The sequence below is a fragment of the Butyrivibrio hungatei genome, from assembly GCF_001858005.1.
Taxonomy (GTDB): Bacteria; Bacillota; Clostridia; order Lachnospirales; family Lachnospiraceae; genus Butyrivibrio; species Butyrivibrio hungatei.
Genome location: NZ_CP017831.1, coordinates 2,579,854 through 2,605,040 on the forward strand (window position 1 = coordinate 2,579,854; position 25,187 = coordinate 2,605,040).

At 36.8% G+C, this 25,187-nt stretch carries 20 protein-coding genes; 2 read left to right on the forward strand and 18 right to left on the reverse strand.

Annotated features, from left to right (window positions below; genetic code table 11):
• Positions 1 to 189: 189 nt before the first annotated feature.
• The 7 genes from bhn_RS11990 to bhn_RS12020 all read right to left on the reverse strand — a co-directional run bounded on the left by bhn_RS11990 (position 190) and on the right by bhn_RS12020 (position 10,659).
• A complete protein-coding gene (locus bhn_RS11990) occupies positions 190 to 2,094 on the reverse strand; it encodes a thiamine pyrophosphate-binding protein (protein WP_071176912.1) in 1,905 nt (634 codons plus the stop codon).
• Between the two features lie 6 nt (positions 2,095 to 2,100).
• Positions 2,101 to 2,880, reverse strand: coding sequence for a glucose-1-phosphate cytidylyltransferase (gene rfbF, locus bhn_RS11995; RefSeq protein WP_071176913.1), 780 nt, complete (start codon positions 2,878 to 2,880; stop codon positions 2,101 to 2,103).
• Positions 2,881 to 2,922: 42 nt separating this feature from the next.
• Positions 2,923 to 4,074: a CgeB family protein gene (locus tag bhn_RS12000; protein ID WP_071176914.1), complete on the reverse strand. Its 1,152-nt coding sequence runs from the start codon at positions 4,072 to 4,074 to the stop codon at positions 2,923 to 2,925.
• The gene (locus bhn_RS12005; protein ID WP_071176915.1) at positions 4,071 to 5,021 is read right to left on the reverse strand and encodes a sugar phosphate isomerase/epimerase family protein; all 951 of its coding nucleotides are present in this window, start codon (positions 5,019 to 5,021) and stop codon (positions 4,071 to 4,073) included. Before bhn_RS12005 ends, bhn_RS12000 begins: the two co-directional genes overlap by 4 nt.
• A complete protein-coding gene (locus bhn_RS12010) occupies positions 5,018 to 6,343 on the reverse strand; it encodes a sugar phosphate isomerase/epimerase family protein (protein WP_071176916.1) in 1,326 nt (441 codons plus the stop codon). Before bhn_RS12010 ends, bhn_RS12005 begins: the two co-directional genes overlap by 4 nt.
• 40 nt (positions 6,344 to 6,383) lie before the next feature.
• On the reverse strand, positions 6,384 to 8,759 hold the full coding sequence (locus bhn_RS15955) for an adenylyltransferase/cytidyltransferase family protein (protein ID WP_236845918.1): 2,376 nt from the start codon (positions 8,757 to 8,759) through the stop codon (positions 6,384 to 6,386).
• 73 nt (positions 8,760 to 8,832) lie between these two features.
• Positions 8,833 to 10,659: an AAA family ATPase gene (locus tag bhn_RS12020; RefSeq protein WP_071176917.1), complete on the reverse strand. Its 1,827-nt coding sequence runs from the start codon at positions 10,657 to 10,659 to the stop codon at positions 8,833 to 8,835.
• 119 nt (positions 10,660 to 10,778) lie between these two features.
• Between bhn_RS12020 and bhn_RS12025 the strand changes: the two genes are divergently transcribed.
• Together bhn_RS12025 and bhn_RS12030 are read left to right on the forward strand one after the other, a co-directional pair.
• Positions 10,779 to 11,414: a helix-turn-helix domain-containing protein gene (locus tag bhn_RS12025; RefSeq protein WP_071176918.1), complete on the forward strand. Its 636-nt coding sequence runs from the start codon at positions 10,779 to 10,781 to the stop codon at positions 11,412 to 11,414.
• A 299-nt stretch (positions 11,415 to 11,713) separates the two neighbouring features.
• Positions 11,714 to 11,914 (forward strand): hypothetical protein, encoded by a 201-nt coding sequence (locus bhn_RS12030; protein ID WP_071176919.1) that lies wholly within the window; start codon positions 11,714 to 11,716, stop codon positions 11,912 to 11,914.
• A 64-nt stretch (positions 11,915 to 11,978) separates the two neighbouring features.
• Here the strand turns inward: bhn_RS12030 and bhn_RS12035 are convergent, their stop codons facing one another.
• From bhn_RS12035 to bhn_RS12090, 11 genes are all read right to left on the reverse strand, one after another.
• The gene (locus bhn_RS12035) at positions 11,979 to 12,803 is read right to left on the reverse strand and encodes a hypothetical protein (RefSeq protein WP_071176920.1); all 825 of its coding nucleotides are present in this window, start codon (positions 12,801 to 12,803) and stop codon (positions 11,979 to 11,981) included.
• Positions 12,804 to 13,023: 220 nt separating this feature from the next.
• Positions 13,024 to 14,334 carry a glycosyltransferase gene (locus tag bhn_RS12040; protein ID WP_083385975.1) on the reverse strand — a complete coding sequence of 437 codons (1,311 nt, stop codon included), beginning with the start codon at positions 14,332 to 14,334 and terminating at the stop codon, positions 13,024 to 13,026.
• Positions 14,334 to 15,677, reverse strand: coding sequence for a glycosyltransferase family protein (locus tag bhn_RS12045; protein WP_071176922.1), 1,344 nt, complete (start codon positions 15,675 to 15,677; stop codon positions 14,334 to 14,336). Before bhn_RS12045 ends, bhn_RS12040 begins: the two co-directional genes overlap by 1 nt.
• Before the next feature lie 314 nt (positions 15,678 to 15,991).
• Complete coding sequence (locus bhn_RS12055; protein WP_148661949.1) at positions 15,992 to 16,732, reverse strand: DUF5672 family protein; 741 nt, start codon at positions 16,730 to 16,732, stop codon at positions 15,992 to 15,994.
• Positions 16,733 to 16,842: 110 nt separating this feature from the next.
• Entirely contained in the window at positions 16,843 to 18,147 is a 1,305-nt protein-coding gene (locus bhn_RS12060; RefSeq protein ID WP_071176925.1) for a glycosyltransferase family 2 protein, read from the reverse strand.
• Positions 18,148 to 18,168: 21 nt separating this feature from the next.
• Positions 18,169 to 19,407, reverse strand: a complete 1,239-nt coding sequence (locus bhn_RS12065; RefSeq protein ID WP_071176926.1) for a glycosyltransferase family 2 protein — start codon at positions 19,405 to 19,407, stop codon at positions 18,169 to 18,171.
• The gene (locus bhn_RS12070) at positions 19,408 to 20,526 is read right to left on the reverse strand and encodes a class I SAM-dependent methyltransferase (protein WP_071176927.1); all 1,119 of its coding nucleotides are present in this window, start codon (positions 20,524 to 20,526) and stop codon (positions 19,408 to 19,410) included. It lies immediately after the preceding gene.
• A gap of 117 nt (positions 20,527 to 20,643) precedes the next feature.
• Entirely contained in the window at positions 20,644 to 21,834 is a 1,191-nt protein-coding gene (locus bhn_RS12075; RefSeq protein WP_083385977.1) for an ATP-grasp fold amidoligase family protein, read from the reverse strand.
• A 33-nt stretch (positions 21,835 to 21,867) separates the two neighbouring features.
• On the reverse strand, positions 21,868 to 22,941 hold the full coding sequence (locus tag bhn_RS12080; RefSeq protein WP_148661951.1) for a glycosyltransferase domain-containing protein: 1,074 nt from the start codon (positions 22,939 to 22,941) through the stop codon (positions 21,868 to 21,870).
• Between the two features lie 50 nt (positions 22,942 to 22,991).
• Positions 22,992 to 23,327, reverse strand: a complete 336-nt coding sequence (locus tag bhn_RS12085; RefSeq protein ID WP_071176929.1) for a hypothetical protein — start codon at positions 23,325 to 23,327, stop codon at positions 22,992 to 22,994.
• An 8-nt stretch (positions 23,328 to 23,335) separates the two neighbouring features.
• On the reverse strand, positions 23,336 to 25,183 hold the full coding sequence (locus tag bhn_RS12090) for a carbamoyltransferase family protein (protein ID WP_071176930.1): 1,848 nt from the start codon (positions 25,181 to 25,183) through the stop codon (positions 23,336 to 23,338).
• Between the last annotated feature and the right edge of the window lie 4 nt (positions 25,184 to 25,187).

A 25,187-nucleotide genomic window follows, 5' to 3' on the forward strand; every position in this document is an offset into this window, starting at 1 on the left:
AGAAAATAATTTAACAAATACATCATCATACGAATCATCATAATTTAATTTTTTTTTGCAAATTCGATTAAAAAATCTGTGAGGATTATAAAAAAAATCTAAACTCACCCTAGATATAAAAATTCCAAAAAAGAGCAATGAAAAAGCGGCTGGTTTGTACCAGCCGCTAAAATAAGCAGATCATATTTTTTAATCTATATACATATTTTCTTTGAGTTCTTCTCTTGGAAGGAATGGAGCAAGATCTTCAAGAGGAGGGCTTGTAAGAGTACCGTCAGGCTCTCTTCTTGCTGAGCTCTTTGGCGCCCAGACCTGAGTTGTATCAGTAAATACCTCGCAGAATACAGGTGCATCTGCTGAAAGAACTTCTTTTACCTTGGAATCAAGTTCATCTCCAGTCTTAATTGCCACATAAGGATAGCCAAATGCCTTGGAAATAAGCTCAAATGAAGGAAACGCCAGGTCTCCACTCTCAGGGCCGATACCAACCTTGGAATAATCACTAAAAAGATTATTCTGAGTAAGTCTGATGGAGTGGTAGCCATCGTTGTTGATAAGGAACACCTTAACAGGAAGCTTATTGGTAATGATAGTCTGTAGCTCCTGAAGATTCATCATTATACTGCCGTCACCTTCAAGGCAGATGGTCTCTTTTTGGCCAGATGCAAGGCAAAGGCCTATTGCTGCAGGAAGGCCGTAACCCATGCTGGCTACTGCGTTGTTTATGATAAACCTGCTACCTTTTTTGACATCCCAAGCCTGATGACCTGCCACGCAGCATGCTCCGTTACTAACGGCGCAAAGGCTGGCATCCTTGGCATTTTCTGATAAAGTCCTGATAAAGCCATATACATTTACAAGCTCTGAACCGGTATGACGCTGCTCATCAGATACTACCGGATACTTAGTCTTCCAGGTCTGGCACTGTTTTCTCCAATCATCACCCTCAAATATATAGGAAGATGCCTTATTGTCTTCTGCATTAATCGCGCGGTCCATAGCTTCTAGAAATGTCTTGGCATCAGCACAGATCTTCATATCAAGGTGAAGTGTTGGCTTCTCCATTTCAGCAGGATCAATATCTACCATGATGACCTTGGCAGCTCTTGCCCAAGTCTTCCAGGTATAACCAACCTGTCTGATTGAAAGCCTAGATCCAATAACTACGCAAAGGTCTGAGTTCTGTATTGCAAAGTTACCTGCTCTGTCACCCATGTTGCCGCCTCTGCCACAGTACAGTGGGTGCTCATCTTCTATAAGGTCAATAGAATTCCAATATGTGCAAACTGGAACTCCAAGCTTATCTACTACTTTTCTAAATGCATCAAAGCCGCCAGAGATACGAACGCCACCACCAGCATAGATAACTGGGCGCTTAGCTTTTTTGATCTCTTCTATGACTTCCTTGGCTGCGCGGCCAAAGGTAGTCTCTCCGCCTTCATATCTGGAGCCATCAGCCTTTATTACTGAACATGTCTTCTTGGAATCATCAAAAACTCCTGGCTCAAAGCCAATGAGCTCATTTGGATCAATCTCTGCTGCCTGGAAATTTACTGGAACATCGATCCACACAGGACCTGGTCTGCCATCATTCATGAGGTGCCAAGCCTTCTCCATATGGTATCTGATATCCTTTGGGTCTTCTAACATCACTGCATATTTGCAGATGTTTTCTGTCATCTTGGTGATGTCGTACTCCTGGTCACCAATGGCACGGGGAAGTCTAGGATTTACCGCATTTGGTGACTCTTTTGTCAAAAGATCTTCCATGAACCTTACAGTTGTATCATAGCGAACCTGACCACTTACCACGAACATTGGAAGTGAATCAAGCCAGCCTCCTAGTACACCAGTTATTGCGTTAGTTCCGCCAGGACCGGATGTAACGCAAAGAGCTGCTACCTTATTCTCATATCTTGAATAGCTCTCAGCCGCAATAGCTGCTCCCTGCTCATGATGAAAGTGTGTGCAGTGCATGCCCTCTGTATGACCAAAGGAGTTGTTGAGATACATGGCTCCTCCGCCTACAACAGTAAAGCAGTCTGTGACACCTTTTTTAATTAAAAAATCTACTATATAATCTGAAACTCTCATATTCTCTTACCACTTGATCCAAGGAGCTCTTCCTGTGTCAATAAGTTCTGAAAGCTCATCTCTCTCACGGGCTGTATCCATGCACTTCCAGAAACCGTCATATTTGTAAGCGGCCATCTGTCCGTCTTTTACCAGATTGTGCATAGGCTCTTTTTCAAAGAAAGTAGCGTCGCCCTCGATGTAATCGAATACACCAGGTTCAAGAACCATGTAACCGCCGTTGATCCTGGCGCCATCCATGCTTGCCTTTTCTCTGAAATCTCTAACAACTGAGTTATCGTCCTTATCAATATCAAATACACCGAAACGCTGACCAGCAAGAATAGCAGTAACTGTAGCAATCTTGCCGTGCTTCTGATGGAACTTAAGGAGCTCGTTCATATCGATATCGCAAACGCCATCACCGTAAGTCATGAAGAAGGCTTCGTTACCAACATGCTCTCTGATCCTCTTGATACGTCCACCAGTCATGGTGCTATATCCTGTATCAACTACAGTAACCTTCCAAGGCTCAGCCTTCTGTGAATGAAAGGTAGTCATGTTCTGATTTGCAAAGTCGAATGTTACATCGCAGTTGTGGAGGTAATAGTTTGCAAAGTACTCCTTGATAACCTCCTGCTTGTAACCTGCGCAAATGATAAACTCATTAAATCCATAATGAGAATACTCTTTCATGATATGCCAAAGGATTGGCTTGCCGCCGATCTCAATCATTGGCTTTGGTCTTAAGTGGCTCTCTTCACTGATTCTGGTTCCGAAACCACCAGCTAAAATTACAACTTTCATTTGTATTTCCTTCCTAAAAAAACTAACCTCTAAAATACACCCTTAAGTGGATAAAAGCAAATTTATCCTGTCTTCGTATCTAAAGCTCTCTCTGATCCTAGCTATTCCTGCTGCCGCTATTTCTTTTCTCAGGTCATCATGCTGCAGATAGTACTCTGCCTTGGCAATGGCATCCTCTATAGAAGAATACATCACACATTCCTGCCCATCTACAAAGTATTCATAGAGCTCAGGCTGATAGGCTGACAGCAAAAAGCCTCCGCTTCCCATGATATCAAGGGCTCTTAATGGGATTCCCGTTTTATTTGCCTTAAGAACCGGGCATAGATTGATCTTGCTTGCTCTAAATACCTGTGGCATCTCTTTTAAATAATTGACAGAGCCGCAGTAATCCACATTTGATAAGAGTCTCTTTTCGTCATCAGAAAGATCATAAGTATAGAGCTTCACCTGATGCCTCTTGGACAAAATACTAAGAAGCGTCATTCTCTCAAGGTGCGTTATGTAAGAAGCCACCATCCATGCAAGTTCCTTCCGGCTTACCTGAATAGCATTTTCATTAAGGCTCTTAAATCTCTGCCTTACGCTTTCTGTGAACTCTTCTGTGATCACATCATCCACCAGATATTCGCCATAGATCTGCATCTGTACCTTAACAAGTGCCTCTATGTAGCCCTTCTGGTATTCATCCATATGAGCCATGAAGCTTGGAAGCATGGACTCATAGAGTTTTCCAACAAAAGAGATCTCGCTTTCATACTTGCAATAATCAGTCTGAATGGCACTTAATCTATCCACGTTTACAGCAAGTGGCAGATAGTATACGTTATCAAGTCCTAGATCCTTGTAGTGCTCATAGTCTCCACGGGCAAAGAAGAAAATCTTATTGCATGGATAGTCCATACATTCAGTAGAAACAAGATTGGGCGGACTATCAAAAAACCATGAAACGTACTTGATATCATGGTTGTTGCATACCTTGGATACTACCGGCCAAAAGTTCGTTGTAAGAACAAGGTCGTAGGTTCCTTCTGAAAGGTCTTTTTCCATCTGGGCTGTAAAAACAGGGTCTTCGTACTTATCAACTTCCTTGTCATAAGAAACGTTGTTACACTTGTGGCCCGCTTTGATCAAATAGTACACAAGATCATATTGAATATATGAATTTAGAAAGTCATATAAAAGAATGTTCATCTTTTATCCAAACATATCCTTTCAGAAAAGTACTGTCCGATCCTAACAATCATGTGCAGTACGTCATCTTTTAATTCCTCTGGGAAACAATCAAGTATTGGCGCAGTTTCAAAGCTAAGTACTCCATCAAAAGAGATTTCTTTTAGCCCTTGGAGTACTCCATCCCAGTCAAGAACGCTGGTGTTCTCTCTAGTTCTTGTAAATGTAAATGGCATCTGATGAAGGTCGCCGATACCATCGTTTTCATGCATATGAAGGACCTTAAGCCTCTTTCCAAGAATAGTAATAAACTTGTATGGATCGATTCCCACAAGGTTGCCGTGACCTGTGTCATAGCAAAAGCCCAGAACCTCGGCTCCATACTTGTCGTTAAGTGCGTCTATCCTGTCTACCGCCTTATATGCACTGCATCCAGGTCCCTCTTCCATGTGAGCCCCATATCCGTTATAGAGGTTTTCCATACACATAGTGATGCCATATTCCTTGGCTAGAGGTGCCAGAAACTCAAAAAACTCCTGAGTTTTGTTCCACTCTGCCTCTTCACTTCCATAATACCTTGTGAGCTTAAATCCATGTATTACTATGTTGTGGCATCCTAGAAATCTGCATATTTCCATGCTCTTTGGTCCTACCTGATTCCACAGATAATCATTTAGCTCAGTCTTTTCCCCGGGAACAAATGTGGGATAAGGCATGTGCATCTGATTGATCCTGATTCCTGCTGCCTCTGCGCCCTTTTTATGTGGGGTAAAAAACTCTTCAAGTTCATTTACTGATTTATCAAAGAATCTGTTATTAACTCCCTGATAGAGGTCCGTATTTTTCTGATAGTTATTTAAAGAAAAGTCGCTGCAGGTAAAACCTGCCTTCTTGAGTCTCATGAACCCTTCTGCAGGGTTCTCATCATAGACTACGTTCTTACTCTGAACTCCAATTTCAAGGCTCATGACTTACCTCCTTTCGCAGCGTTTGGGTCTGCTGCCATATCAAGTCTATCCATATAGAAGGTGTCACAATACTCATCGCTGAACCATTCGATTGGATTTTTAAGTCCCATCTCTTTTAACTGGGCACTGATCTCTTTGTAATAGATATTACAGATATAGATTGCTGTGTCAGGAGACAGTTCCTTTAACTTCTCGGGGTTTTCTATTGTAAGCCCGCAGAACTCTTCTCCCCATCTTGAGCTGTTATTATCACAGGTAAAAAGTGGCTTGTACTCCTTACCATAATCCTTCATATAGGCACGGCACATATTACCGGCACCAAACAAAACTCTTTTGTCATGCTTCTTAACAAGCTTGTCCATTCCGATGTGCCATGCAAAATGCTCAGCAATCTCATGAGCAAGTGACAGTATAGATGGTCTTATCATATCTGTCATGTTGCCGTAAGTATCAGCAAAATCCATGATAAATGCGCCGTCAAAGTGGATCTGCCTAAGTCCTCTTATCATAGAAAGCCAGTTGGTCTGCTGTCCCTTAAAGCATGCAGTATAAGGAAGAAGCGCAGCATCATGAACGCCGTCAAGGTCTCTGACTATAACTGCCTGGAGTCTATCTCCTATTGGAACTATTATTTCCTTAATGTCCTGTCCGCACAAAGTGGCATTTCCAACATCAAAGCAGAATCCGAAGCGGTCTTTTGGGCCTGCTTTTGCATTAAGTTCATCTATCCACTTAACTGCCTCTTCTGCCTCAGCGCATATTCCTCTTACAAAATGGCCGTTTATGTCCTTGGTCATGTTCTTTAGAAGAATCTTGATATCACTTCCTGCGTCATCAGCTATCTTAGATAATTCCTGGTAAAAAGAGCTGTTAACTTCCCATTCTTCCTTTGGAGAAAGTCCAAGGTAGATGGGCGGAACAATGATAGACTCGCATTTTTCTGCTATTGCAAGCCTTAGCGTTTCTTTTGATAACTGTTTCAGCGTATCGTTCACTTTGCTAATGTCAGTCTTCTTACTGTGTATAGTTTCTGCAGCGACTGTAGGTACCATAGCAACTGGTAGGTGTAGTCCCAGCTCTTTTGCAGAAGCCACAAATGCCTTGTTCATCTCCTCAGGGAGCTTTTCAGGATTTTCTGTAAGGTAAACCTTTCCCTTCTCCCTTTTATAATTGTTGATCACAAGATTTTTAAACTCCTGGGGTGAGCACAGAACAGCCGCATCCAGCATAGAATATTCAAAGCCTGCAGCAAGTATATCTTTGATATTTTGTTTTGGTCTTAAGTTTCCGATAATGCCTGCAGATCTGCATATTATCTTCATGATATAGGTCACCTCTATAGTTTGCGTGTCAACAATTACTTTATAACAATTTCTTCTCGATAAGTTCTTTTAGCTTGGTTGAGCTTGTAGACTGAGTATATGGGAAAAACTCCAGCGTTGCGCCATGTTTTTCAAGAAATTCCTTGAATGAAGCAAATCCCGGATCATTGACATAATCAGTTCCAGAAAACTGCACATCAAAATGATGCATCTTCCAGGCATCCTCTGTCCCATTGAACATATATGGTATCTCTACAGCTTCATCAACGTATCTGCAGGACTTCACCATCTCGATTCGCTCATCAAATGGTACGAATGGCTCAGTTCCCTTGAATCTGCGAACGCCTTCATCAGATACAACGCCCACTATCAGGTAGTCGCACATCTCTTTTGCTCGTCTGAACATATTGAGATGTCCAATGTGATAAAGGTCGAATACTCCGGCAATGTAGCCCACATGATATTTCTTACCACCTTTTTTACCTACCGTGCTATTCTCGTAGCTTCTTACTGAATCATCACAGATAGGATGGCGCTTTCTAGGATATGCCTTTCCTGGATCAAAAATGCTGTATTCATAGATTCCCATCGCATCAAGCTGCTTCATTACTGACAGATAGTTCTTGATGCAGATGATAATCTTGTACTCACCGTGCCTAAACTTCTGCAATGTCTCAGGAGACTCGATCTCAACACCTTTAAATTTGCCATCAGATGGCTGGTAGCCCTCTGGATAGAGCTTGTCTCCCCATCTCTTCTCATTATTATCAAGAACAGCGCTAACTTCATAGTCCTCACCGTATAGTGCAAGGAATCTCCTTGCAAACACGCCGCTTCCAAATAGGATGAGCTTTCTGGTGTCAGCCTGGTCAAAGATATCAACGAACAATCGCTGGTAGTCGTCAACAGAGTAATTCATACGCTGGCGGTTGGCGTTTATATCATTAGGATTTTTCCTATGTTCTTCATGATATTCTTTCAGTTCCTGCTCTTTTCTAAGGTCACGGAGCCAAAAGCTTGTTACATCACCTAGATAGCTAAGATGTTCAGCATTATCATATGGAATATTAAATCTCTTGTAGAGCTCATCCATTGGTAAAATCTGCTGCTGAGCAGGAGTTCCAGAGTATACGCTTGAGATTGCTCTATAAACAAGGGCATCTACAGGATAATCATTTATTACAAATTCCTGATCAAAGAACACAAATTTCCCATTTATAAAAAAGCTATTTAGAGGAATCATATCTACAAAAGCTTCTTTTTGAAGAAGTACTTTTTCCTCTTCCCATGGTTTCCTTTTTCTATTAAGCCTGCGTTTTTTCTGAGCCTCGGATTCTTCTTTTGGCGCAGGCATCTCAAATGCGCCTCTGTAGGTATCAGAAGCTTTTAAAATTTCTGCTTTAAATTCATCGAGCCTTTGAAGATACAGTTCTTTGTCAGTTATAAATAATCTCTCTAAATACTTCATGCCAGTTTCTGCATGAATGTAAGGCATGGTATATATTCCATCAGAAAGAGTTCCTTCAACTACAGGAACACCTCTTTCTTTTAGCTTATCCATATTGCTTGCTAGGGTTTCAATCTTTTTCTTGCCTTCCTCATAAGCTGCTTCTTTTGTCACAGTATCATTATCGTGAATTACAGTAATTATGGCATCTTGGGCTCCCCTATCCAAAGAGCTTGTCACCTGAAGCGCATCAGAAAAAGAACCATCTAATGAGCACTCAAATAAAAAAGCATTGGCCATTTTATGAAAAAGGCCATTTTCCATGAGCCTTGAATACAGCCTCTCCTCATCGAGAAATACTGTCTCTGGACTATTGTATGTAGGAAAAATCCTTATAGACAGTTCTTCATTTGGGACATAGCCATCAGCAAATAAAAATGCTGCATTTTGAAGATCAGAAAAAACAGAATAAGCCTTCCTTCTATCAAAGCCAGACTCATCAAGCATTGTTTCTATCTGACTTTTGGAAAACATTTTGCCATCAAAATTATCATCAGGATTGCTATATGCTCTGTAATAATCTTCAATACTATCAAAATTTCTATTGGTATAAATATCTCTATCTCCACAGAAATATCTGATACCAAGAGCATTATTCATTCCAAGAAGAAGTTTGCCAGTATTTTTAAGATGTTTTTTAACATCTTTTAAAAGCTTATCTGGTTCTCTTAGCTTTTCTATTTCTTGTATACAAACAAAGTAGTCGTATTGTCTACTATCGTCATCTAACTCATATTCGCCATGCGAATTCTTTTGTATCAAAGTTACTTTTGTCTGTTTGGAAATTGTAAGCATGTTAAAGATAGCATCCTCTTCTCCGATGTACGCTATCTCACAGTCTTTTGGGAAGGGATACCATCTTAGAATTGCTGTTGGAAGTTCACGTGTGATCTGTTCTGCTACTGACATTTGATGTCCTCTCGCGAATAAACGTCGTATATAGTTCAATTATATGAAAATAAAGTACTAGGTGCAATTATCCTTAATATTGGAACTGTAAGTACTCTTCCACATTCTGATACTTTATTCCGTCTACTACTGCGTTTTCGCCACGGTACAATACTGTTCTTGAGATAATTTCACCATAATTAAACTCTATCTCTTTGCATTTTTCTTCATCTATCAAATGTTTGTACTGTTCTTCCACAATATGATCACTGTGCTTGATTTCATACAATTCGCAGGTAAGATTCTCTTCATCATGAATGACCATATCTATCTCGCCAATACTAAATAGCAATTTAAATACTCTTTTCTTCTTAGGCAGTCTCTTCTTGGTCTCTAATAGCACTATATCTTCAAGCATTCTGCATCTTACTTCACGGAGTATCCCTTCGCATATTGCCTGTCTTTCCTTTATAGGATACTTTGAGAACATTTCATCCTTCATGAGAACATGCACTAGTGCCTCTGCCTGGCAATATCTCATTCCTGGCTGGGTAAATATAATCTGTTCTTTAGGTTCTTTCACACCAATCTGTTCAGTTGGACAATTAACTATTAGATCAAGCAAGTAAAGATATGACTTTATCTCTTCTACATGCTCCTTAGTTATCTCAACTGACATATCTTTTTTATTTCTGATATCTAATATCTTCTGTAATCTCTTCGTTATTTCTTTGCAATCAACCTTTTCTAGTATGCTTTCTCTAGACTCAATCATAGACTTCTTGCGTTCAAGTTGTCTTGCGGTGCCTAGGTCATGTGATACAAAATTCTTAGTAAGAACTGATACCAGAAATCTGTGGTTCATGTCTTCGATTATTCTGTTGATAGCTCCGGTTAGTTCTCCTGCTTCGTATAGCTCTTCCAAGTGCATGAAATGCCCGCCATACTGATAATTAGCCAGACTATGCTGTATGTTTCTAGCTATGGCAGTGTCAATGTAGCGCCTTGTTGATTCATCATCGCGAAAAGAGATGCTTTCATCAAGTAGCTCCGCGTCATCAAAGTTCTTTTCACCAATCATGAATGTTCCGCCGTAGCGAATGTATTCATCAACATCATTGATTCCAAGAAGTCTCGAATACTCCTTGAACGGAATAAAAGTAGTATGTATCGTATAAGCTCTATCATATAGCTCATCACCTGTGCTGAGCAGGAATCCAAGTGAGTCCGTACCAGACAGCACTATCTTCATGCCCATTGATGCATAAACATCAGAGAAAAGAGACGCTGAATCAATGAATTCTCCAAGAAGTGTTACTTCATCAATAAACACATACTTGATTCCATCACTACTCATCTTCCTAAGATCTTCATTAAGCTTATCCATGGTATCTGATGTCATGATTTTGATATAAGCCGTCTCATTTGCAGGAAGTTCAGACATAGCCTGGAAAATAATAGTTGTTTTGCCAGTACGTCTAAGTCCATATATTAGGCAGACTTTTCCTGGTAGACCATATTGAAGGTATTTTTTCAGAGGTGCAATGCAATCTCTTTCACCGTACTTCTTGGCTACTGAGCACATATTCTTAAGAGCACTACCTGTAACTACTCTGGTATTATAGGTATTTCCCTGTCTCTGCTTATTTGTTCCAAAGTAAGACTTATCCTCTGCCACAAAGCTTCCATAGGTTTCATCCTCAACTAGCTGTTTAAGCTCTTCCTGAAGCTGTTTTCTTCTTTTTATCTGCGCTAAAACTGTAGCTTCATCCTTGCCCTTCACATACTTGTTGATTTTCTTTCCACCTTCATACCACTGAAGGTACATTCTGGCCTTACCTCTGATAACCTTGTATGTTAAGTTGCCCTTTGGCAATGAATCTATCTCAGTTATGATTGCTTCCAACTTGGTATCTGACATAATACTTCCTCCATATATTGAGCATAGCAAAAAGCAACCCCAAAAGCAACTTCTTTGTGCACAAACAGGGTTGCTTTTAGAGTTATCATCAAGATATAATAGCAAAGGAGGAAAAAGCAATGGAAATCCGCGCTTACAGTGAACTATATCTAGACACTGCCCCAAATATCTTAGGGCATATGTTTGATTTCGCCATAAATGAAGTTGGCCTTGAAGCAAATGAATTTGCCAACCGCTTTGTTGTCTCACCTATTTCAAAAGAATTTGAGAAAGGTAATCCTACTTATGTTGCAGGCAAAACAGGGCCTGAAATAGCCAAATTAGTTCTTACTGGTAGTGGTTATTCGAAAAGTTTTCCAGATGAAGTAATGTACATAGATAGAAGTCCAGAGTACTGGGCTGGCTGGTCTCTTGCCTACTATCAGTGGCTTAGGAACTACCATTTTATGCACATTCTCAAAGCTGCACCTTTCTCAAAGATACTCGAAATGTATCCAATCTATCACGAAATGGATATCAATCAATTTGTAGATAGATTGGATGATATATTAAAAGCTTTCTATCCCCAAACACCCCTCAGGAGGTATAGAGAAATAGTTGGATTATCACAAAGAGAGCTCTCATCCATATCAGGAGTTCCTCTTAGGCAGATACAGCTTTTTGAACAAAGACAAAGAGACATAAGAAAAGCACAGTCAATAACTGTGCTTATGCTTAGCAAGGCTCTTGGATGTAGTATGGAGGATTTGATGTAGCAAGTCAAAAATCAAGCGAATCGCAGCATTTATCATCGTTTCCGAGATTGCTTTACATTTTTATGAGCGAATATTCTACTACTCATTACACTTTTATGAGGGAATATTTTCATTTCGTTACATTTTTATGAGGGAATAATTGCAACGTAAAATTATGAAGATTTATGAAAGATATATTAATTTATGAAGAATTATGAAAGCTATACTGAATTATGAAAGATTATGAAAAGCATTTGCTTGCACGCGCAAGTAACGCGTGCTATTACTTAATCACAAAGAAATGAAAGGAGCATGTCTTTATGGCTAATACAGCCCCTGTTTCTGCTCGTATTGAAACTGATTCCAAAAAACTTCCTGATATAAATCACTTTTCCACCAAAGATATTATCAAAGCCGAATTTGATGCAGAACTTCAAAAAGGTGTAGTTTCCATCAATAATGGTCACACTCACTCCGCCGGCGATGTTGATAAAATGCTTGCTGATGAATTTGGAATATAATTTCGATAATAGAAAAAGCAATGTGCCTTGTGCACATTGCTTTTCTGTTATTTCCACATATGTTTTAAATAAAATGTTTTCTTATGACAATCTTATCTGATTCAATCTTATACGAAAAATAAAATGTAATATTCAAAAATCGCATCAGCTCTATAAGTTTTTCATGAGATTTTGGATTTTCACTTGCCTCTCCCATCTCTTTGAACTGTTCCCCCTCATATGCTATCAAAGGAGCAGTTCTAAATGTTATTGAAGAAGGATCTATTTCAAACTGGGGATAAAGTTTTTTTAACTCTTTTATATACCTTTTTTTATCAATAGTCTGCAGATAGGTAAATCCCTCCATAACACACCGATACATTGATTCTTTATTTTTCTCATTCTTTGCCTCCAATAGCCATATTGTCGGCCTTTCATCAGAAGAATAAGATATCAAATCCACCTTTCCAATTTTACGTGACTTATATTGTGCTTTATCAACTTTTCTTAATCGAGCCAACGGAGTTTGAAAATCAAGTATTTTCCCTATGTGATCAAAATATTCCCCATTTTTGCATCTAATATACATATCTCTGCATAGTATAGTCTCTGCATTTCTATCAAAATGAGGTTTTCCATCATTATCCTTCGGAGCTTGGATAATATTTGTTCTAGAGTCCTTAAAATACCCCAAACCTTCACTTGGTTCAATCTTCCAAACATTGTTTTCCTGTATTATCTGTAATTGTTTAGCTTTACCTAGAATATATTCTGCCATAACTTCCGAATAGTACACATTACTGCCCTTATCGCTTGTTTTTGTTGTAGTGTTGCATTTTAACTGGTAAATGTTTTCAAGTGGTATGGCAGACATTCTTTTTCTTATTTCTTTTCTTGATAAGGCTTTCATAAGCTCAATTATTACCTCCTTGCTTTTCTTAATTTTCACCAATTAACATTTGGGTACTAAATGGTATTTATCCTTTGTTCTCGCTAGCCATTTACATAAACACAATAAATATTCACCTTATCTGCATCATTTACAAATAGTTTGGGTCGTTTGTTAATTCAAATACCGATATCTTTGATATTTGTTGTATTGTTTTTTATCATTGTTTTTCCAGATATATTCATCTCCAAATCAATATATCCTCGTCCTTCACCCCCTCTTCATTCAATTGCCTCTTCATCATTTCATAATGGTTCTTATTAGCCACAACAAACGTAGTATCAACCAAATCACTTATATCTCCAGGCTTAACTACTGGTATCCCAGCAAACTCATTTATAGTCCCAGCATTATTATCAATAAAACTATCCACCTTAATGCCGTTCGAATCTAGATATATAAGACACTCTCTGCCATAATTTCCGGCACCAAAAATAATAGTCCTTTTGTTTCCAAGCTTTTTACACGCTTCGACTAACTCCATTCGTGGGTGTTCTGATTGCGCCAATTCATCAGCTAAACCTTCTGCATCATTACATATTCTTTCGTAGCCTTCCCACACCCAAGGAAACACATCTTCTTTTGTAATAACGCCATTTGATACGGCTTCATCTATCTTATCCTTAAGCCATTTATATGAAGGATACACATCCTCATCAAATATTCTTTTCCCTTTTAAAAGAAATATGATATTACCTACAAATGACTGGAACATGTATAGATAAACGCCTTTTACATGTGGTAATCTATCCTTCCATTCATCAAATAAGTTTTCAAATTCGTCTTTGGAAAAAATGATAGCCTTTCCAGAATTCATAGATGCTGTCGGCCTGTCGGTTCTATAGCAATAAAGCGTATCTTTTATATACATTGCCCTATCAGCACATGAAATAACCTTTTCCACGAAACCTATGTCCTGAAAAGCTGCTCCTGGAGTCTCACGAAGCCTAATTCCATTTTCTTTTAAGAAAGATGTTTTATATATACCTCGCCAGATAAGATAATCAGATTTGTAGACGTCATCTATAAAAGTTGGGTCGATGACTTGATTATATAAAGACATATTGTCAGCAAAGGTAACGATATCCTTGCTGATTTCTTTTCCATTAGAAAGACTAATAAAACTAGAATAATCAGCTTTTACATAGTCCAGATCAAATTCCTGCACCTTCTCATACAGAACTTCATACATGTTTCCACGTATATAATCATCTGTCTCAAGAATTGCAATATAATCTCCCTTAGCCTCAGAAATTCCTAAATTTACCTGATATCCATAACTTTTCTTATCAGAAAGAATCACTCGAATGTTAGGATACTCTTTTTCATAGGCATAAAGACGCTCCAATGTACCATCAGTTGATCCCGCATCGATAAGCAATACTTCAAGCTCTAAAAAAATAGTTTGAGAGATCAAACTGGTGAGACATTGGTCAATATATTTATATACATTTAGGCTTGGTAAAATTACTGTCAGCAATGTTTCCCTCACTAAAAAATAGCTTCTTTTTCGTTAGAAGCAATGTTTTGCATTTCCCTATACAGTTCAAAGCGATCATCAATATCTGCTGGGATTCCATAAGTTGCCTCTTTAAGTCCTCTTTCGAGTACCTCAGGGTATACCTCTTCCGTATTTTCTTCGTTAAGCGCAAGGACAAGGCCTGTATGTTCATCTCCAACATATGTGCCAAATCCTTTGACCGCTACGCCCATAAACTCCGAAACATTATTATTGATTTTGTTATCGCTGACATAGAAACAGTCTACTTTTATCTTTTCCTTCTGTAAAAATTCAAAATAGCGCTTTGCCTTTATACCGCAACCATATATTGCTATTTTGTCATAGTGGGCACAGAAATCACACAAGCTTTCCATTTCTCCATCATTCCATTTCAATTGTTCTTCATCTAAATTATTGTTAAGAACATTCTCAAAAAGCTTATATGATACGCCTCCATACTGTTTTATTTTATCTTGATAAAACTCATAAACTTCCTTATCAAGTATTCCTTCCTTTTTCAGCTTCAGCAAGGAGCTAGTCGAATATCGCCCCATCCTTTTGCCCCAATTTCGTATTGCTATTTCCTTGTTTTTATAATAATCAGGTAATGAGTTTAGCGCTTCCGGCCAGTATTCAAGCCATATCTCAAATATCTCTCTGTGCCAGGAAGACTGCTTTTTCATTGGCGTCCCCCAAAAATATTTACTAGTCAAATTCATCAGTAGTACTTTAGCGTCTTGCCCTGCCCTTTCGATATCTAACAGCCTTTCAAACAGGAAACAAACATGCGAAAAATTGCGCCTATTTACCGTGAGATATCTCTCTGAAAGCATTTTCCAATCTGTCCCTTTAATAATGCTTTCCTTTCGCACTATAACTGCTCCGAACAAAGCACATACACACGCATATTCTTCAAAAAGACTGTTTAGTTGTTTTTCCTCATATATCCCTCTTTTCCAGCCTTCATATGGATTAACAACTATCGCATCATACTTCTTAGAAAAAAAATATCTTAGAGAATAAAGCAATTCTTCACTTGCTCTTAATGAATCCGACCTAATCCAGGCATAATCACAGCATACATCTTCTCCAACCTTTTCAAGCATACGATACACTTTTTCATTAGCGTGAATATATGCAGGAAACTTAACATAAAATAAATTATCACTCTTTTTTTGATAATATGACACAATTTCCTCAGTATCATTATCTTCACTTGAATCAGCTATATATAAGCAATAATCCAACTGAGAATATAAAGAAAACTCTCCGTCTAATATTTCTCTAATGTATGCGGGATTATTATATGTGGGTACACAAACTACTAACTTCATACTCCATTCCTAACAGATCAATAAATAGTTACTGTTTCCTTCGTTGCAAATATAATTGGTATGCATATTCATATATCTCTGAATATGTCCTATATCTTATTTCTTGACTATTTGGTATATCATTTAGATACGCAATTGCTTCATCATTATGTTTAAAAGCTACTATTACATTCTTAGACTTATTAAGCCTCAAGTACTCTATTGGATTTACAATTTTAATTCCATCTATTTCCTCTTTACGTGACGAAGAGTCTAGTACACACTCAATTTTTATGCCATTCCTCTTCATTATCCAGCATATCTTTTCTCCAATATTACCAGCCCCCCCAAATAATCACTTCCTTGTTGAAATCAGGAAATGCCACGCCAAAGATTTCAGCTATGTAATTATCAAAGAAACTATCCTCAAAAATAATATTTTCTTTTTGAAGCAATTTAAGATCTACTTTTGCAAAAGGATTATCTACTGGTTCAACTTCATACCCATACAAGGCATATATTCTTTGGGCCAATTTAAAATCATACCTAAGTAAACCATGCGAACCAAATGGCATATTTTTAGTAATTATTTCATAGGTCGTAGCATATCCATTCTCAATAGAAAAAGACTTTGCCACATCAACAGGCGCAATATTCATATCATCACTAAAGGAAATAACTACGTCTTCGTTCCAACCATATTCATCCAAACATTTTTGAATATAATCTATGTTATTAGTTATCCATTTTTTTATCGCTCCTGTATTTCTGAGAGAAAGTCCTCCATTTCCAACATATAGCACCTTGCTTTGCTTTCTTGTATGATAACAGACTCCTACTGGCCAAGGAGCACCTATATAATCATATTTCATCTCGCAAAATGACATCAATCGATTTTCAAAAACAAACGCATCTAACTGATAAACTAAGATATAATCATAATCCAAAAATTCATCATAAAAAGCAGCTGAAAGCATCAACCGATTATATGTTGAAACACTAGAAAAAAAAGCCTCATCAAAATATTTTGTTTTCCAGTCCTCAAAGCCATGTGGAATCGTTATTCCTTTAGGCATAACAAAAAATCTGTCATACTCGTTCAATACTTTATCGCATTGAACAAGGGACACAAGCTCATTTTGTGTTAGTTCAGATTTGTAACAAGGTACAACGATCGCACATTTTATCATTTTATGCTTTCCATTTCATATAACATTTCTGTCAAAATATCCTCAAGAGCTATACACCTACAATCGATTTTAGTCTGCACAATTCCAGATAAGTACTGCATTTTTACAGGAGCAGTGACAATAACTGCGTCTACTTGCCCTAAATCATCATTCAAAGAAAATGTTTGTATTGGAGAACCAGTATCTTCTCCGCGAACATCTATTCCATACTTTACTGATATTTGGCTATTCTCTATATCTTGCAACAGTTCTTTACCCCAAACCCCCATTCCATAAATTGCTATAGTTTTTATTCCTTTATCAATTAAGTATTTTGCAATATTTTTCCCCTCACGATTGACCTGAGACCATTTCTGAATAAGACCATTTCTATCATTTTTCTCCTCATTGTATGGAGTTATTTCTTTCTGAATATCAAAATATGAAAATACGTTGTTAACCGCAATATCATTTCCATCTATTCTATTATTTTTACTTAACGCTATTTTTTGTGTCTTGTCGATTATTCCATAAACAATGCTATCAGAAAATGCCTTAGCCACCCCTGTATTGCTCATTACTTCTACTGCTTTTAGATAAATATCATCCTGTTTAAAGGCTAACTTTCTTATTAGTTTCTCATTCAAATATTCATTTGCAATACTTTTAGGCGGATACAATACCCCGCCTACTCCCTGAGCTATATATGTAGATTTTGATATTTCACCATATGATGTTTTTACATTCAAATAATCTTTGACAGGATATGGAACTCCTCCATAAGTCATTTTCATATCCATTACCCAAAGGCCACAAACATGGTTCGGTAAAATGCAATGTGCTTTCCATAATGATTCAATCAAATTAGGTGGATAGATTATGTCATCGTCAATTGTTATTACGCAATCGTCCACATATTCTTGCAATGCATAAAAATATTTAGTGTGAGGTCCTAAATCATCAACAAAATAAATTTTTAATCCTTTATTTTGTAAAGCTGTTAAGTTACCAGGTAGATCTTCTGGAGCAATTTTGCTTCTATCTAGCCATAAAACCACCTTGTCAACACCTTTATCTTGCATATAGATTGATTCGATTGCATAATGAACATAATCTAATCTTTCAGGTATCGTAGTAAGCGACACTATTATTCTATTTCCTTCTTTTCCTCCTTCTAATGATGGATAATCTATTCCTTCATCAAAAAGCTTCATTGCCTGTTCAGCAATTGTCCTGCTAGTATGAGGTTTTTCCACATTATTATTCATGTAATATCTGCAAAAAATATTGTTAAATCTTTTCTTTGCTTGATTGATCTCCACTATAATCTCCTTCGTATATAGTTATCTAGAAACAATTTCCACATCAATAATGTTACTAAATCCCAAGTCTGTAAGCTTTGCCATAATCTCTTTCTTATTGTCACCACTAGGAGTTACTAGTACTACCACCTCATTCTTTTCATCAACATAATCCTCTATACGCTTTACAGGATACTTGCCAGCAAAAAGTGAATTATCATTGTTTTTTTGAGTCACTGCCATTCCAACTATTCTATCTTGTAAATCTTTTTCGTATTCATCCAAGAAACTTATAGTGTTTTTCCCAACACCATATATGATAATCTTCTTATTAGGTGGAATTGCTCGAACTCTTTGATTTACCTCTGCTGCCACCTTAAATAATTTTTTCAGTGAAACATTTGTCCAATCATTCTTTCTTAAAACTTTTTCAATTTCCTCTGCTATCATCGTTACTTCTGGATCTTTCTCAAATTCCATTGACTGCCAACGGCTAGCAAAAAGGGACAGTATATTTTGAATGTTCTCAGCAAACATTAGTCTCATATTGCAATCAACTAGCACTTTAATTGTATCTCTATACCCTTTGAATGTTTCTATCCAGCTACGTCTTGAGACACTTTTAATTTCGCTACGACGACACCAATAAACAGGATAGTCAAGCTCATATAGTTTTTGGGCAGCGGCTAGTGATCTGATAATAAATGTTTGGTCTTCAAATCGTCTGCAACTCAAATAGCGAATATTATTATCAATTATCATTTGCCTCTGATATATATATCGTGTATGGCCAAAAAGATAGAAGAAATCTACCGAGTCTATAAATCCATTAACAGTATGTTTTTTATTCCCCATGCCTGCTTTGTATTCTTCTTTTTCATTACTTCCATCAAAAATGATAATATTACCACCACATATTTTCGCCCCATTATCTTTTGCAGTAGCATAAAGTTTTTCCACACAATCAGTACTGGGATACTTGTCATCTGCATCCATAAACAATAAATATTCTCCTCGCGCAATATCTATTGCCATATTTCTAGCTACACCTGCACCTGCATTTTCTTTATAAACATAATGTAAGTTGTCATAAAGCGAATAATTCTGCTCTATCACATTTTTAGTTTTGTCAGTGGAACCATCATCTATTACTATGACTTCAATACCATCAAGCGTCTGTTCTAACACACTATCAATACAGCACTTAATATATGACTCCATGTTATATGTAGTTATAATGACACTAACCTTAATATCCACTACTCTTAGGTTCCTTTTCACTCAGACAGAAATATATTCTTCTATTCCCCTGATCTTTAACTGTTCTTCTATAATTGGTTTCAAATTACTGCCAACTCCAACAACCACTACATCATCCTTATTTAAAATAACATCATCAATGCATATAACTGAATCTTCCGGTTTTTCTATAGTCGACACTATATGACCTAAAATATTAATTCCAGCTTTTTCTAAGATCACGTGCAAGCGTTTACCGACATTTCCATTGCCATAAATATAAATATTTCTTCCCGCAATCAAATGCACCAGTTTAGCAATTTCTATCAGTTCATTATCTTTTTTATCAACATATTTATTCAACGATTCAGTATTATTTATCACAGCGCATTCAAATATATCCATCAGCTTTTCATCATAGTTTTTTGACAATTCATCTCTGTACAATTCCAATTCTGATGGAATATAGTTCCAAGAAATATTTAGTGCTGAGAAAACATTGTCTATATATCTAAGTGTATCGTCACATATCTGAAATGCGCCAATATTTGGATATCCGTGATATTCATCATTTTCATCTCTAAGCACAATTTTCTTCGCACTAACCGTATCCAATAATAATTGCGTTGCATAAGCGTTTCTATAGGATGTAAACTGCATAGCTATATCATGCATTACCACAACTGCATCATCAGTCAAATATGGTAAACACACCAAAAAATCCAGTATTTCTCCTGGGCATGAATGCACAGTATCAAGAATCAGGAAATCTATTTTATTGCCTATTTTATCTAGAAAGTTACATATTCCTCCTCCAGTCAGCAATTCATGTTTCCACCTTGAATTTGTATCTGCTTTTTTCAAATATTCTGAAGCCCACTCTGCTATAAAACCTGTCTTTTTAGATCTATCTAAATAATAATTTTCGTTATAATCGACAGAGTACATATGCGCATCTGAACATAGCATAGATAAAGCATTAAGCACTACAGCTGTAGTTCCTCCAGCGCTAACGCCAATCTCAACGATCTTCTTTGGATCATATTCTTTGATCAAGCCACACAAGAACCCTTGCTGCCAACTGCTCATTTCAGAACGTCCATCTCCGTATTTCTCGTCAATAATCTTTGTAATTGTCTGCGGTTCCCAAAAAAGCTCCATACTCCACCTAAAATGCAGTTATTTAATGCATCCATTTCCTTTCTTAATATATATGTTTATATATCGTTATACCTTCTTCTATCAGTAACCCCTTTATTTTCTTGCACTCACAGCATCTTAAATCTTTATCAAATCACCAAGTCTTAAATCCACCGATTCAGGATAAAATTTTTCCAGGCCGCAATCTGAAAAAAATGTAAATTCAGAAAACAGGACCTTAGAATCAAACGCATAGAAATCAACTCTAATAAATGGCACTCCCTCACTCAACAGCCTTGCTAATTCTGTCATTTTTTCTAACTGTTCTGGTCTTTCTAGCGGTACATCACTATTGGGATAATTTTGCCTTATGTCCAGTCTATTCCATGAAATGTCGTAATAATCTATTGTCTCTTTATCTGTTTTATCATTCTTTATTGCCTGAATTAACTTAGGCTCACCTTCGAAGCAAAAAAACTTATATACAGGAAGAACATCATATTTTGTTGAACAGATATATTCTTCCGCCAAAATCCGAGGTTTGATATCTTTGTATGGCCACTCTCTTCCCAACCAATAATAATTTGTATCTAATGCTTTAGTTAACTTCTTTTTTGCTCCTTGAATATCAAAATTATCTCTATCACTACATATTGCGATGCTTCCACTATCATGTGTGCACTTCAATACATACTGTTCTGGTAATTTTTCAAAATCAATGTCTTCGAACCGCATCCATGTCCCCAATGTGGGAATGACATACTCTTGCCCTATAATACGAGCTACTACATTCTTTACTTCTGCCTTATCTACCAGCTTATTATAATAGGGATTTCGATTATGAATTTTTAACCACTGTAACTTCTCATTAAATGTTTTCGGTGATGCCAAGTTTAACTTATGTCCCAGTTTTTCCTCAAATATCATGGACAAATATGCTTCATCACTTATTAAAGATTGGTATTTGCAAGTCACATTAGCATCTCTACATTTTTCCAAACTGCTACATAACGTAGAAAAAGTTTGCAAATCAAATACATGAGCCTGAATATTATGTTTTCTAAGTTCATCAAGAACTTTTTCTTGCGCCCCGATATTCTTTATTGCAACGAAAACAAAAATGTCTTGCAAAAGAAACAATTCTTCTTTTCTAATCTGTGGTATTCCATGATATTCTCTACCTTCAACGTAATTACTATCACAATAACATGCAATCTCTGCATCTGCGGATTTGAGTGACCAATACGCGTATGTTTGCCCGTACTTTCCACATCCCCAAATACATATTTTGTTATTACTGCATATCTCTTCAAATAACTCATACGTCATAAAATTTCACCCATTCAAATTCTATATTAGTAATTACGCTAATCTTATTATTTTGTGTTTCTTTTCCCAATGCCAATAGTCACACTCAAAATATCTTGAAAACTCTTCTTCAAGTACTAACACATCCTCTTTGCTATATCCATTTTTCCATAGAACATAAGGAAATGATATCTGATCTCTTCTAGACCATCTGCATAATTCTTCCCACCAGTTTTCCATTATTTCTTTGCACTTCAAATTATTGTGCTCTCGTAATAATATAGAGCAAAACCAACTTCCAAATTCTTCTGGCATACCGTCTTTCCAATAATGTTCAATCTGTTTATAAATCATTTCCGTATTTTCTCTGTTCTGTGTCATAAGACGTGCGCCTTCTCTATACAGAGAGCCCATTCCATTTTCGCCAATAACACCAATCTTAAGGTCCGTTAACTTGTCAAAAAATGAGTCCAAATTCTTCTTCAGGGTAATATTCCCATCAAAGTAAATACTTCTGTCATATTGCGGAAATACCATATGAGCATTTATTTTACAAAATCTATTCATACGTGTTGGATCTGTAATCTCTTTTGGTACTACATCATTAATACTAATCCACTTATACCCCTGATTTTCTTTTGGTTGTTTATCAGATATCACAAAGAAATCATAGTATTCTAAAAGATCATCCTCCGGCAACACAAGATCATCATAATCACCTACGATACAGGTATAAGCGACCGTTTTCTTTTTCATAAATGGAAAGTATTTCTCAAGCATTCTTCGATCTTGCATTATTTCCTTCAGATCAAAAACATATTGAAATCCCATACCCCTAATTTGTTTTTCTACTTCATCACAGTCCGCCACCCCGACTGCAACTATCCAAGCCACATCATCTTTTTGAGGAAGGAGTGATTTATAATCTACGCATAAACAACCATCTAGTACTTCACTCCCCCATAAGTTAGGATTATTGTCACTGTAGCAATAAGGTTCTATTCCCAATTTATCCAGTACATCTTTACATGTAGTTTTTGCAATATAGCCACATCCCCATATGCAAATTTTTGCATTTTTCTGATGCAAATCAATTAACTGCTCATAACTACTGTCATTCTTATTCACTGTATTCTCACAAAAATTTGGATTCACTATATATCCCTCACTTTAAATACTCAAAAATTATAAATATATCCTGGTAATTCACTGGATTCTTGTCTTAAATTGCCCTCACCACTACTTGGCTTATTTTTCATTATTGCTACTTCTACCGTAATAAGTACTTTGCTCATAATATCATCTTCCCCCCATTCTTCATGTAGTAAATGATGAAAATCTTCCAAATCATTGGGACAGTATTCTTTCAGATAGTCAACTTGCCTCCTATTTATAAAAAAAGAATCCTGAAAATCTCTTGAATCGCCCTCTAGTCCACCCTTTTCCCTATATTTATCATAATTACCACAAGCCCATTTGTATAAAAAATCTTTCTCACGTTTGCTTTTCTCCATATGCCACCTCAATCCAACTGGTACTTACTCTTCCAATCTTCTTTTTCTTCCCATCTTGGCTGTTTCTCTTTGTTAAAAATATAATTTTCAATAACAAGAATATCCATATCTGTCCGCATAAAACACTCATATGCGTCTTTCAATGAACACACTATAGGCTCACCTCTGACATTAAAAGAAGTATTAACTACCACACTACATCCAGTTAATTCCTTAAATGCTGAAATAACCTTATAAAAGTAAGGATTTCTATCATTATCCACTGTTTGTATTCTTGCACTATAATCAACATGTGTAACTGCTGGAATATCTGATCTTTTTCTTTTAACTACTTCCAACAGATTTCCATCGGCTTTTTCGATACTTTCTTGTACGTTAATATCTGTTCGTCTATTTTCTTGAACGTTTTCCACAATTAGCATATATGGACTTTCATCAGTCAATTCAAAATAGTCAGATACATTTTCCCTAAGAACCGCCGGCGCAAAAGGTCTAAATGATTCTCTAAATTTTATTTTTTGATTGAGCCTTACCTGCATATCTTCACTCTGTGAATCAGCAATAATGCTTCTTCCTCCAAGTGCCCTAGGCCCAAATTCCATTTTTCCCTGAAATAGTCCTATTGCTTTTCCCAGTGCCAAATACTTTGCTATAGTTTGGAATAGAAAACTGTCTTCATAGAAATCTGCCTCATAACCATTCTTTTCAACAAAAGTTTTAACGTCATCATTTGAATATGAATTACCTAAAAAACTTCCATTTTGACTGTCGTTAGGACAAACTACTCTTTTTAGGTTATTATCCAACATATAATTGCCATACAATGCTGCGCCTAGACTTCCTCCTGCATCACCAGCCGCTGGTTGTATCCATATATTTTTATATATTTTTGAATTCTTAATCTTACCATTAGCAACGCAATTAAGTGCTACACCACCTGCCAATACGACATTGTCTATATCTTTACCATAGTTATTCTTTGAATGCTTGACTATCCGAATTATTATATCTTCGACTATTTTTTGTCCTGATGCTGCTATATCCATTTCACGTTTTGTTATCAGTGACTCTGGCTCTCTTCTAGGTCCATTAAACAATTCTTCAAACTTACTATTCGTCATACTTCTTCCATATTGGAAATCAAAATATTCCAAATTCAGCTTAAATGAACCATCCTCCTTAATATTGATTATTTTTTCCCTCATAAGCTCTTCATAAATTGGTTCTCCATAAGGAGCTAATCCCATAAATTTATAATCACCAGAATTCACCTTGAAGCCACAAAAATATGTCAACGCGCTATAGAACAATCCTAATGAATGTGGATATCGTTGCTCTTCTTTTAATTCAATATTTTTACCACTTCCAACGCCTATAGTAGTTGTAGCCCACTCGCCTACTCCATCCATAGTAATTATTACCGCTTTTTCAAAAGGAGAAGGATAAAATGCTGATGCAGCGTGAGACATGTGATGTTCACACACATAAAATTTTCTGTTTTTGTCAACGCCAATTATTTCGTCTACTAGTTTGTGAACCCATATTTTTTCCGAAAAGATTGAATCAAAACTTCTATCAACTAAATCTTTTGATTCTTCTCCTGCAAAAAGTATATTTTTTATAAAACGATCTAGCGTAAGTAATGGATCATCATAATAAATTACAGCGTCTATTTTTGAATCCCCAGTAAGCTTTTCGAGTTTACTAATACAAAATTTCATCGCATTTTTAGGCATTCTTAAGTCATGTTTTATTCTTGAAAAACGTTCCTCTTGAGCAGCTGCTATAATATTCCCATCTTTAACTATGCATGCTGCTGAGTCATGATAAAGAGCCGATATACCAAGTACAATCATATAG